This is a genomic window from Methanobacterium sp. (assembly GCA_012838205.1).
GTDB lineage: Archaea > Methanobacteriota > Methanobacteria > Methanobacteriales > Methanobacteriaceae > Methanobacterium.
The window spans coordinates 1-12533 of record DUPR01000043.1 but is presented as its reverse complement, the minus strand read 5'-3'; the positions used below and the strand labels follow the sequence as shown (position 1 = coordinate 12533).

General features: G+C 36.0%; 9 protein-coding genes. 2 read left to right on the top strand and 7 right to left on the bottom strand.

Going from position 1 to position 12533, the window contains the following annotated elements; genetic code table 11:
* From GXZ72_06610 to rnc, 7 genes are all read right to left on the bottom strand, one after another.
* The coding region (locus GXZ72_06610; GenBank protein ID HHT19213.1) for a hypothetical protein at positions 1-1957 on the bottom strand (1957 nt) is incomplete at its 3' end.
* A 175-nt stretch (positions 1958-2132) separates the two neighbouring features.
* Entirely contained in the window at positions 2133-3224 is a 1092-nt protein-coding gene (locus GXZ72_06605) for a PAS domain-containing protein (protein ID HHT19212.1), read from the bottom strand.
* 212 nt (positions 3225-3436) lie between these two features.
* Complete coding sequence (locus GXZ72_06600) at positions 3437-4306, bottom strand: response regulator (GenBank protein ID HHT19211.1); 870 nt, start codon at positions 4304-4306, stop codon at positions 3437-3439.
* A 208-nt stretch (positions 4307-4514) separates the two neighbouring features.
* On the bottom strand, positions 4515-5360 hold the full coding sequence (gene nudC, locus GXZ72_06595; GenBank protein HHT19210.1) for an NAD(+) diphosphatase: 846 nt from the start codon (positions 5358-5360) through the stop codon (positions 4515-4517).
* A 51-nt stretch (positions 5361-5411) separates the two neighbouring features.
* Positions 5412-6464: a 5-amino-6-(D-ribitylamino)uracil--L-tyrosine 4-hydroxyphenyl transferase CofH gene (gene cofH / locus GXZ72_06590; GenBank protein HHT19209.1), complete on the bottom strand. Its 1053-nt coding sequence runs from the start codon at positions 6462-6464 to the stop codon at positions 5412-5414.
* Between the two features lie 436 nt (positions 6465-6900).
* Positions 6901-7143, bottom strand: a complete 243-nt coding sequence (locus tag GXZ72_06585) for a hypothetical protein (protein ID HHT19208.1) — start codon at positions 7141-7143, stop codon at positions 6901-6903.
* A 141-nt stretch (positions 7144-7284) separates the two neighbouring features.
* A complete protein-coding gene (rnc, locus tag GXZ72_06580) occupies positions 7285-7947 on the bottom strand; it encodes a ribonuclease III (protein ID HHT19207.1) in 663 nt (220 codons plus the stop codon).
* Between the two features lie 673 nt (positions 7948-8620).
* Between rnc and GXZ72_06575 the strand changes: the two genes are divergently transcribed.
* Together GXZ72_06575 and GXZ72_06570 are read left to right on the top strand one after the other, a co-directional pair.
* The gene (locus GXZ72_06575) at positions 8621-11341 is read left to right on the top strand and encodes a cation-transporting P-type ATPase (protein ID HHT19206.1); all 2721 of its coding nucleotides are present in this window, start codon (positions 8621-8623) and stop codon (positions 11339-11341) included.
* A gap of 656 nt (positions 11342-11997) precedes the next feature.
* On the top strand, positions 11998-12533 hold a 536-nt coding region (locus tag GXZ72_06570), incomplete at its 3' end, for a transcriptional regulator (GenBank protein HHT19205.1).

Sequence of the window (12533 nt, the reverse complement as noted above, 5' to 3'; positions counted from 1 at the left end):
TTTTGCTGTAGGTGTAGATTAGGTTGTGGTATCCCCAGTAGGTTCCTAGTCCTGTTTTGGTTGAGTAGTTGGGGGCTTGTAGGTTGCGGTCCATGTATCTTTGTATTTGTCCTGCGATTTCTAGGTATTTTGCTTTTGTTAGTTGTCCTGTTTTGATTGTGTCTTGGGGTGCTGTTGGGTTTTGGTAGGTGTTGGTGAGGTGTGTGGGTGTGTGGTCATTGTTGTTGATTTTCTGGATAACAGTAGTTAGTAATTTTAGAAATGATGGTAAATTGATGTTTTTATCATTAATTGTAACTTGCTCTGGTAGTTTTTGGTTGGTTTCTACGTACTCTTTAACCCATTGAGCAGCGATTAAAGTTTGTTGGAGAGTGAATGTAGCCCTTTGGTAATTAGTGATAATTGACCAAGGTTTAACATCAATTGTTGCCGGTAATCTCCCGGTTTTGTTATAGGTGTCTAGTATTTTGCTGTAAGTGTAGATCATATTCTGATAACTGAACTTAGGTCCTAAACTGGTTACGTAGGGGCCTAAATCAGTGTCTGGTGCGATGTTAGGTGCTCTGCCTTTATTTTCCATGAATTTCTTAACATTTTGAGCAATGAAGATATATTCTTGTAAAGACATATCCCCACTACTCATTTTGTCAACGGGTGATGGTGCAGTGCCATAATTTTTAGGGTTAATCAGAGAATTTAATTGGTTAGCATGTATTTGAACCACACTGTCGGTTAAGATTTTTAAGAATGCGGGCATGCTTATTCCCAGACCGTTTACAGTAACCGATGATGGCAGTTTATGATTAATTTCAACATAATTTTTGACATATTCTGCTACTCCAATCGCATCTCCCACTGTAACCCTCCATTGGTTAACACCCACACTTCCTGGCAGTGAACCAGAGGTATTATAGTTATCAAGGATTGCACAGTAGGTGTAAATCATGTTTTCATAGCCAAACTGGGTTGATGGACGGGTAACCGTATTGACTATTTGGCCAATGTATCTTTTGGAAGGAGTAGTTGGTAGCGATGATCCACTAATAAATTTGCCTCGGAAAATAATATTATCTGATGCTAAGCTTTTTGAAGCATAAACATTAATTTTGGTTATATAATTGAATAGATCCGAAGTTCTTACATATTCATAGGCTATTACATTTCGATGATTAACTCCCCATGGATTATTATATGCCAAACTCATGGTTGTGGCCACTGGAGAAGAAGTTGAAACGTAGCCATTCCGGTAACAGGAGGGGCTGTTGGGAACTGCTAGGTATTGGCCATTACCCATTGTAAAAATACCAGACCTCCTTCCACCATTTACTATGGCATAACCAACTACATTATTTGGGGCTTTAATAACGAAATGCCCGATTCCAGCTAACCTCGATACAAGAGTTAAAGCGCTATTTATGGTGGAAGAGGTTATTTTACCAGAAGCAGCAGTATTCCCTGCCAATTTTTCCAGTTGCTGCACTACACCAGGCACATCAGCTCCCCCAATTCCAACCATCCAACCATCCAGGGTTACGATGGTATGGAAAAAATAGCTGTTAGTTGTTTTATATTCCTTGACTGCAGTTTTACCATACCAACTGGTCACTGTAATATAAAGGTTGGCTGCGTAGGTTGAGTCTCTCCTATAGGCAAACACATCATACCCATCACGAACATGGAGTAAAACAGAACAACATCCACTTAAATAATCCAATTCTTCTGTTGAAGCATTTATATTTTCAGAAAATTCATATTCAGTTTCATCATAGGGTGCTGTGGTAGTATTAGCAGATAAAGAGGAAACAGTGTTACAGGAATTATTAGATTCTATATATACATGGGAATTATTGATAATATTGTCTTCTGCAGCTGCAGAACTGCCCATAAACATAATTATTAAAAATAAGCTTACAATTAAAATATTTGTTTTTTTGAAAATGGTGTAATCCCCCTTCAACAATCCCCTTATAATTTACTGTATATGTGAGGTAGTAATATTTAAATTCATGGTTAATATTCTTATCACCATACAATTTTATTACTATCTAGATGTTGATGTTAGTAGATTGATAGCAGACCAACAATTTCTTGAAAATAGTCCCTCGTTTGTCTAAACTACAATTCAATGTCAGTTAACTTATTTCTTGGAAACATATGGTAATTTCAGTACCAAAATCCTGTTTGATTATTAAATCTCCTTCAATTTGGCCAACTAAGTTTCTGACTAAGCTTAAACCTAAACTACCACAATTTTCAAGGTCTAAATCTTCAGGTAATCCCACACCATCATCGGCAACAGTAAGGATATAATGGTTGTCAGTTCGGTGAAAATTAATGAAAATATTTCCTTTTGCCCCATCTGGAAATGCATATTTGATACTGTTGGTTAAAATTTCATTCAAAATCAGACCTACATTAATGGCTGTCTCAATATTTATTTTTAGATCTTCAACATCCATAATCAACTGTACATTGTTATTTTCAGTTAAAAATATATTGGAAAGTTCCCGGCCCAAGTTGCGAATGTAGTCCCCAAAATTAACGAATTTAAGATCTTTGGAACGATACAATTTTTCGTGAACCAAGGCCATGGATTTTACCCTGGAATGGGTTTGATTAAAAATGGCCTTAGCATTTTCATCTTCAATATCAGCAGAAGTTAATGCGAAAAGACTGGCCATAATCATTAAATTGTTCTTAGTCCGGTGATGAATTTCCCGAACCAGCATCTCTTTATCAGTTAAAGCTTTTTGGAGGGATGAAGATGCCTGTTTAGATTCTTCCAACAATAACTGATCGGTGATATCAGTGGCATTTATAAAAATACCAATTATCTCATTATCATACTCAACAGGAGATATTCGCACAAGAACATCTATTTCCTCCTTTTCAGGGGTTATAAAGATAGATCTGAATTGTTCAATGGATTTCCCATTAAGAATTGAGTTTATAGATTTAATGAATTTGTGGAGATCTTTGATGTGTATGATATTGATCTGTGAAATTTTACAATCTATTATCTTATTTTGAGAATTAAACGCTTTTTTCACAGACTTGGACACTTCCACAATTTTACCATCCAACCCTAACAAGAACATGTAATCAGGACAAATGGAAAAAATAGCGGTATTTAGAGCTATTTCTTTTTTCAACTGCCTACTTTTTTCTTCTAATTCTTGAGCTGTGTCCGCTTTTGTTTTAAAAACAATGCTATTTCCTGCCATTTATTATCCCCTTTAGACGTAATGACGTGCTAGTGGGATACCACCATAAAAAAATTATATCAACCGCCATTGTTATAATAAAAAAATCATGTTCACATCAGAATAAATATTACTCCTATTTTTGGTGATAAACATCACGAAAAAAGTGTGGGGTTAATGATTTTAGTAATAATTTCCAGGAAAAATCAAAAAAAGTAGTAGTAGTATTATTTTTAGATTTCCATATTGTAATCAAACTTGCATACTGATTGTAGAATGCCGGTAGTTGGCTCTGATTCAACGGTTCCTGGTAGGTTTGTCCAAGAGTAGGTGAGTTTCATAATGCTCTGACAAATCAGGCATAAGAATATATCATGAGGCTTGCTGGGTGCCCATGAACATTTTTTAACAGTCATTATTCCCCGATTAGCTCTGGAACGGGTCTGGACTTTGAAGCCTAAATTTTCATATAATTGTGAAATCCAAGATAGATAAATTTTCATTTTTTCATCATCATCTAATTCATCATAGGGTTTTTGGCTATATTCTCGGGCAAAATTAGTGAAGAGTGGTTTCATATTCTGTTCAAAAAGCCTCATAAAGCGCGAAAGGAAAGCACTCCTCTCAGGAACAGGCATTTTTGACACAAGTTCTGGTAAAGCGCTGCGCATGAAAATCTGAACATCTTTTAGACCAGCCTTTTTTTCTTCTTCAAGTTCCTTCCTAGTCATTTCATAATTTTTCAATGCCAATTCAATATTATTACGCAAGGTTGCCTCTTCAATAGGTTTGATTAGGTATGCAGTTGCCCGGGTATCCATCATCCGTTGAAATGTTTCCATATCATCCAATGCAGTTAAATAGATAAGAGGGATATCCATAAAACTCTTAATAATGGTTGCAGCATCAATACCATCCATATCTCCTTGTAGGGTGATGTCCATCAGAATCAAGTCAGGTTTAATGGCAAATGCCTCTTGAATCGCTTCATTCCCTGATTTGGCAATGGCTGGAACATAGTATCCTAATGATTCTAAACTCTCTTGGATCTCAATGGCGCTTATTCCTTCATCTTCAACCACCAAGATTGTTTCGCCTACCATGATATCACTATTACTATTTACAATTTATTTAGGTATTTATATTGCAATCTTAATCTACCTTGATTTTTTTTTAAACATAATTCTATAAGTACTTATCATCCAGTGAAAGGATATGGAAGCCTACATGACACTACTTTCTATTCACACTATGGGATAAGAATATCAGTAGCAATGATGAAACTCTAAAAGATTTACCTTAATTTTTATTTCATGGAAAGTTCTTTTTATATTTCTTTTTATACCAATCAATAAGTTCACCAGCAATACTTATCCTTGAAGGGATATCTGGAAGTTCATCTGGGCTAAACCATTTTGCATGGGCTATTTCTTCCCCATCAACCATTATTTCTCCGCTATCATATTTAGCAGTAAAAGCTATCATCAGAGAATTGGGAAAAGGCCAGGGCTGACTTCCGAAATATTCAATATCTTTAATACTTAATCCTACTTCTTCTAAGGTTTCTCTTAAAACAGCTTCCTCCAAGGTTTCACCGGCTTCCACAAATCCAGCGATAAGACCATACCTGTTATTGGGGGCATTGTTGTGTTTTGCCATTAAAAGTTTACCATCTTTTACTATGGCAGTGATCACTGCAGGTGAAAGCCTGGTGTGACTGGAAAAACCACATTCTGGACACAGTTTCACCATTTCATCTACCTTGGTTTCAGTAGCTGTGCCACATTTTCCACAAAACTGATGATTAGAATCCCAATTAACGATCTGCACAGCTCGACCTGCTAGAAGATAAACATCTTCATCTAAATCATCATATGACTGCCGGAGATCCTTAAAAACCATTCCTTCAGGAGCATCAGTTTTAGGGATGACTTCTGCAGAATAGCAAGGATGTTGGTCTAGCGTCCCAATATACTGAGTTCTAATGGGGGAAATCTTTAATTTACCCAAATTTTTGGTGAAAGGGATATTTATAGGGTTATTAGTGTCTATTAACAATTTATTTAGTTGAAAAACAAACCAGTATGCAGGGCCAGCATTATTATGATGAGGGTTGTGGGATGGTTTATAACGTTTATAAATACTTTCTCGCGCCATATTATTTCTCGGGTCTGATTTTTATAAAATATTCAGGAGTTTGGACTTTAATCAACGAAGCACTGGTTCATAGATCGTGTTACGTTCTACAGGAACACGCCCAACTGCTCTAATTATATTATGCATTTTGTCTGGTGATAGGAATTCACCATGAGATGAGCCTGCTGCTATGGAAATTTTATCCTCCATCATCGTGCCCCCCAAATCATTAGCACCGCAACAGAGTGCCATTTGCGCCATACGAGTACCAATTTTAATCCAAGATGCTTGAATGTTAGGTATATCTCTTCCAAGAATTATACGAGCTATAGCGTGCAATTTAAGATCATCCAAGCCACTAGCGCCATCTGATTTTAGCCCCATCTTATTGTTTTTTCCCAGAAAAGTCATTGGAACTAGTTCAGTGAATCCTTTTGTCATTCTCTGGATGTCCCTAAGTATGAATAAATGTTCAATACGGTCTTCCCATGTTTCAATACTCCCATACATGATGGTTGAAGTTGTAGGAATATTAAGTTCATGGGCTTTTCGGATGATATCCACCCATTGGCTGGTAGAAACTTTATTAGGGCAGAGTTTCTCTCTCACACTATCCACCAGTATTTCTGCAGAAGCTCCTGTCATTGTGTCCAGTCCAGCATCCTTAAAACAGGACAATGAGTCTTCAATAGACATTTGAGAATTCAATGCAGCATGGTAAACTTCCACAGGTGACATGCTATGCAAATGAATCTTAAAATGATCCTTAATGGTGGAAAAAAGGTCACAGTAAAAATCAACATCCATGTAGGGCATTACCCCTCCAAAAAGACATATTTCAGAAGCTCCAACATCCACAGCTTCTTCAATACTTTCCAAAATTTCTTCAGTGGTCATTTCATAGCCAATATGGTCTCGGAATGAGCAGAAACTACATTTGATCATGCAGTGATCAGTTATGTCGATGTTTCGGTTAAAAACAAAGGTAACCTCCTCTCCAACTATTTCTTGCCTCAACTTGTCAGCAGTGTCAAATAACTGGAAATGATTGGATTTGACCAGTTTTTTGGCATCTTCTCTGGTTATATGTCCATCAAGAGAATTTTGGTATATATTTTCCATCATAATAATTAACTCTCCAAATTGGATATTTAGATTAGAGGATTAGGTATCATATCTAGACATCTTTCTTCTCCATCATTAGTTTCTTCTCCGTCATTAGTATAAAACTATTTATATAAAAAATACTCCTAATTAAGACCTCCACACAAATAATAATCAAAGGTTCTTATCCCAAATTATCAAAATAGATGTTATGCCTCACAAAAAAAAAATCGCAAAAAAAATCTGATTAAATCTTAGAACAGTAATAGTGATCTTAAGAATCAATAAAGAAAGTGTATAAGTAAATAAAGAGGATTTATTTTTTCCTCTGTTTTGTAGTTTTCAAACCTAAGGATAATTCAGGGAAGGATATGTTTTTTACTATTTTTCTAAATTCATTATAAGTTATAACTATTAACAGTATTTTTTTTGCAGATTAAAAACATACCCTAATTAATTAACCTTCGATTCTCTCCACATTAAGATATCCATAACTGTCAACCAGTTCTTTGAACTCATCAGTAGTGGTAACAGATTCTAACGCTTCTTTAATATCTTTAAGAATGTTAGCATCTCTAAGTTTCTTTGCTACATCCGAATAGTCCTTTTTAAGGACGATGGTGACTGCAATTTTTTCGTCTTCAAATTTGCAAACATTATTACCATCATTATCTGTTGAGAATTTTATTTTATTTTCCACTTTATCACCACATAGACAAATTATATAAAAAAATCTCTATTCCCATCTACACATGATTATCTGTTTTTATTAGATAATTAAGTTATCCATCACTGGTTTTTTCAAGGATTGATTTAACCATTTTATAAAAAAAATACTGGTTTAGGGTTTAGAAAGATTGTCTAAGGCCATCTGGGAAGCATTTTGCTCAGCCTCTTTTTTACTACCTCCAAGGCCTGTTCCTTGGATTTTCCCATCAATCACACAAGCCATCTGGAAGGTTTTATTGTGTGGTTTTCCTTCTTCTTTAATCAATTTGTAGGCAATATTAAAGCCATCCTGGTCACATAATTGTTTCAATTCTGATTTATAATCACAGAAAAAAACATCTCCTTGGTTTATGTGGGGGATAACTGTATGGGAGAGGAATTCTTTCACAGTATCCAATTCTTGGTCCAGATATAATGCTCCAATAAACGATTCAAACACATCACTAATAACTGAATCTATTTCTCTTCTGGTCAATTCCATGCCCTTGCCTAATTTAATAAATTGATGGAACCCTAACTCCATAGAATAAGTGTACAGTGCCTGTTTACACACATAATTTGAACGCTGACGGGTTAATTCACCCTCAGTTAAGTTAGTATTGCTGTTGTATAAATATTCAGACACAACCAAGTCAAGAACTGCATCACCCAAAAATTCTAACCGTTCATAACATTCAGTGAGGTTATTTTCGTTAGAATAGGATTCATGAAGAAATGCCAACTGGTAAAGATAGGGGTTGTTGGGTTTAATTTTAAATTTTTCTAAAATTCTCATACTATCATTATTGGAGATATTGCTTTGTAAGTCCATACTTGATAAAAATCACTACTTGAATAATCTATGGAACTATTTAATAATAATATAACACCCTTAAATAGAAAAAATATGTTCTACGCAATATGAATAAATTCACACATTCCTATTATGTTAAAATAACACTGAACCAATCTGTAATTAAAAAAAAATATCAAAATATACAATCCTAAGTGGACAAAAATTTATTTAAATGGTTATAATGCAAAATTCAGGAGAATCTATAATTCTATGCATAATATAAAATTAACATCAAAACAACATGATTACACTGAAAATTATCCTGCTCTAGTAAGACAAGGAAAAATATATTAAAATATTAGCATCTTTGCGCTCAATTGATAATGATTCTTGCTATTAGGTGAAGTATGAATAATAAACCTATAAAAAGGGGTTTCAGTTAGTTATTTCAGTAGTTATTATTATTTCATTAGTTAAATTATATGGATGACTTTACAGAAAATATCATATGTTTCTAAGCACATATCATTTGGCACAGAAATTAGCTAAAAAAATTCTTTGCTTTTTATATTTTCTTTAGGCTATAGAAATTTATTCATTTGGCAGAACAATTGATTCATAGTTATAACCTCATTTGATGAAATTCCACTATCAAATAGGCGGAGGAATAGAGATGTCAAATTCATCAGGGCAATATTCAGGCAATGAAAATAAAAAAGAGGCTTGGCACGCGCTAAGCATTGACGAAACATCTAAAAAGTTGGAAGTTTTAATAGAACAAGGTCTTAAATCTACAGATGTCGTAAATCGTGTTAAAAAATATGGATTAAATGTGCTTGAAGAAGAAAAGGAGAAACCCGGATGGAAGAGATGGTTAGAACAGTACAAAGCCTATATGCAAATTGTTTTAGTTGTTGCAGCTATAGTAAGCCTTTTCATCGCAGAATATAGGACATTTTTACTTCTACTTATTTTAACAATTTTCATCGCTAATTTAGGATATAAGCAGGAAGCAAAAGCATCAAAGAGCGTTGCCGCACTTAACAAGATGATGAAAGTAGTTGCCAAAGTGCGCCGAGATGGTGTAGTAACTCAAATCGAGGCTGAAAACATAGTACCTGGTGATATTGTCATCCTAGATGCTGGTGATCGTGTCCCAGCTGATGGGCGGGTAATTGTTGCAACTAACCTCCAAATAGAAGAATCAGCCCTCACAGGAGAAAGTATAGCAGTTGATAAGAATATTGAAGTTATTACAACACCAGATCCACCCATCCAAGACTTGGTGAATATGGCCTTTATGAATACCAATGTAACCAGAGGGCATGGTGAGATCCTCATCACCCAGACTGGAATGAACTCAGAAGTGGGCCATATAGCCACTATGTTAAAGGAGCATAAGCTTGAAAAAACCCCCCTCACTAAACAAATTGACCGAGTCACTCTGTTTATTATAGGAATGGCAATTTTCGCATTTTTAGCTATTGTGGCCATTGGAATTTACCAGGGAGGATCATTTAAGACTCTGTTTAATATTGGCATATCTCTGGCCATTGGTTCTATCCCAGATGCCTTACCTGCTGTTGTTACGTCCATCCTAGCCATGGGTATGGTAGCTATGGCTAAGAAGAATGCTATCATCAAGAACATGCCAGCAGTGGAAACCCTGGGCTCCACCACCGCAATCAACTCCGATAAAACCGGTACACTAACCATGAACCAGATGACTGTTAGAGCTATATCCACTGTGAAGCATCGATACACTGTCTCTGGAGAAGGGTACAGTTTCGATGGGAAGATACAGAGAATAGAAGGAGAACCAGAAGAAAACCTCGATTATGTTCTATTTCCATGTGCTCTTTGTATTGACACTGTCATTAAAGATGGAGAAGTAGTAGGGGACCCGACAGAGGCCGCACTTTACGTGCTTGCAGAAAAAGGTGGTGTTAATGTTCAACAATTCCAGAAAAACAATCCCAGAATTGCAAGCATTCCCTTTGATTCTGAATACAAATTCATGGCAACTTTCCATAACATGAAAACATCCTCTGGAAAACAAGTAGTCCGGGCATATGTTAAGGGTGCTCCTGATGTAATACTCAGACGATCGGATTATGGCCTTATGCCCGATGGCCAAGCTAAAAAATTAAATTCAAAAGACCGAAAAAGGGTTGAAGACGAAAACAAGCGTATTGCCAGTGAAGGATTACGAGTTTTAGCATTAGCTCAGAAAGATTTTGACCCAGAAACATTCGATCCCAAGGCAGACCTTATGCCTCTTACAGAAAGCATGATGATGACTGCACTTATTGGCGAAGTTGACCCTCCTCGAAAAGAAGCTAAAAATGCCATAAAAAAGGCTAAAGAGGCGGGTGTGAGGGTAAGGATGATTACGGGTGATCATGCAGTAACAGCCGAAGCTATTGGTCACGAATTAGGTATTGAAGGGACGACTATTACAGGGAAAGAATTTGCAGCCTTAAGCGATGCAGAAGCAGAAAAGAGAATTGATGATATAGGAATTCTTGCCCGAGTTGCCCCTGAACACAAGGTTCGGCTGGTGAAAACCTTGAAAAGGAAGGGAAATATTGTGGCCATGACTGGTGATGGTGTAAACGATGCTCCCTCCATCAAAGCAGCAGATATTGGTATTGCAATGGGAATAACAGGTACAGATGTTGCTAAGGGGGCTGCCGAGATGATCTTAGTTGATGATAACTTTTCAACCATTATCTCTGCCATCGAAGAAGGGCGAAAGATCTATGACAATTTACAAAAATTCCTTAGAATCCAAATTGCCAATCTTTTCATGTTCATATTAGCCTTTTTAGGTTCATCAATATTTGCTATTGCCGGCACAGCACTGTACACGCCCGGACAAGTATTGTGGATTCACATGCTCATTGTTGCCCCTATAGGGATGATGTTCGGACTTGACATGGCAACACCAGGAATTATGAACCGCAAACCACGAAGATATGATGAAGGCATTATTTCAAAGACTATGTACTTAAAGTTGTTCATCTTCGGAGCATTTATGGCAGCATCATCACTCTATGTGTACCAGATGGGGCAAACAGCATATGGCTCTCTTCAAATCGGCCAGACAATGGGACTTGTGACACTATCTTTAATGAACATATTCCTCGCCTTAAACATTCGATTCCCCAGAGAAACAGCATTTCAAAGGGCAACCTTTTCCAATCACAGACTCATCTATGCATATCTATGGATTCTTTTCGGAACTTTTCTCATCACCGAAACCAGGCTTTTCCATCAACTTTTTGGAACAGTGTCACTTGATGCATACCAGTGGGGAATTTGCCTAATCCCTGGAATCATCCTGTTAATCATAGGTGAGATTGATAAAAGGTTCATTCAAAGCAAAAAATAGAATTCCACACAGCACGGGTTCATGCCACTTTAAAAAGATAAATGGTATAACTGGTAATAAGGGCATTACATAGTGATGTCTTTTTACCAATATTCTTATGGTTTTAATATTTCTCATGGGTCCAATATTTCTCATGGGTCCAAAATCGGTTTGCCACTGTTGACTAGGAGTTCTAAGTTTGATTTGAAAGCCCAGTAATCAAATTGCCCGAAAAGTTTAGTGAAGGCCATGGTAAAACCTCCATGGGTTATCTACTCTAAGTTATTCTTTTTCAAGTATTCCATGGAAATGTATGAGTTTCTTTTTTCGTTTTACATTTTTCTGGATGTTTTTATTTATTCAGATACTGCTTAATGGGCATATTAACATCTTGGCCTTGTGTGTGATCCTCAAGTAACTGTCCAGGCGCATACCAGTTAACATTTTCAGACCTCCTGAATCGAATTGATATGATTTGGTGTTTCCTATGGAATTTATTGGATTTATGGATTTTTTTTGCTTATGATATTGAATATAAACAAAAGTATTAAAAATAAACTCCTAAATAATAAATCGTTGGTTTGTTGTGCTTATTTATAAAAATACGAAAATGAATATAACCCTATAATGGTATAAATAGAGTAACTTTTAAATTAAGTTACGTTGGAGTATGATAAATGAATTTTTACAGAATCCTAAAAGAAGGAGAAGGAACAACCGTAGAATTTAATGAATCTATGGGAGAAAATGTATTCAAGACAGTGTCTGCATTTTCAAACACTGATGGTGGTATTTTATTTTGTGGTATCTCTGATAAAGGAGATATTCTTGGTTTTGATTGTAGTCAAAAGCCTGTTCGTATTATTACCAATAAAATATTGGATAAAATGGGAATTCATCCTAATATTTCCTGTTTTGAGTTTGATGGGAAGAAGGTTTTAAGGATAGATGTTGAAAAAAGTTATAATCCTATTTCTTACAATGGAAAATTTTATAAAAGAGTTGGCACTACTACGACTGGAATGTTGGGGGATGAATTACGGGATTTCTTTTTAAAGGGGAGTAATTGGGATGGCTTGACCAATGATTACAGTCTGGATGAAATAGATGAGGAGGCTGTTCGCAGATTTATTAGGAGAGCTGTCAGTAAAGGAAGACTAGTCGCAGATGATGCTGCAGATCTATCTGATTTACTTCTCAAAATTAACCTTTT

Coding starts and splice junctions, on each gene's coding strand:
- cofH (HHT19209.1), bottom strand. CDS start 6,464: ATGATGGAAAATATATACCAAAATTCTCTTGATGGACATATAACCAGA.
- nudC (HHT19210.1), bottom strand. CDS start 5,360: ATGGCGCGAGAAAGTATTTATAAACGTTATAAACCATCCCACAACCCT.
- rnc (HHT19207.1), bottom strand. CDS start 7,947: ATGAGAATTTTAGAAAAATTTAAAATTAAACCCAACAACCCCTATCTT.
- GXZ72_06575 (HHT19206.1), top strand. CDS start 8,621: ATGTCAAATTCATCAGGGCAATATTCAGGCAATGAAAATAAAAAAGAG.
- GXZ72_06600 (HHT19211.1), bottom strand. CDS start 4,306: ATGGTAGGCGAAACAATCTTGGTGGTTGAAGATGAAGGAATAAGCGCC.
- GXZ72_06605 (HHT19212.1), bottom strand. CDS start 3,224: ATGGCAGGAAATAGCATTGTTTTTAAAACAAAAGCGGACACAGCTCAA.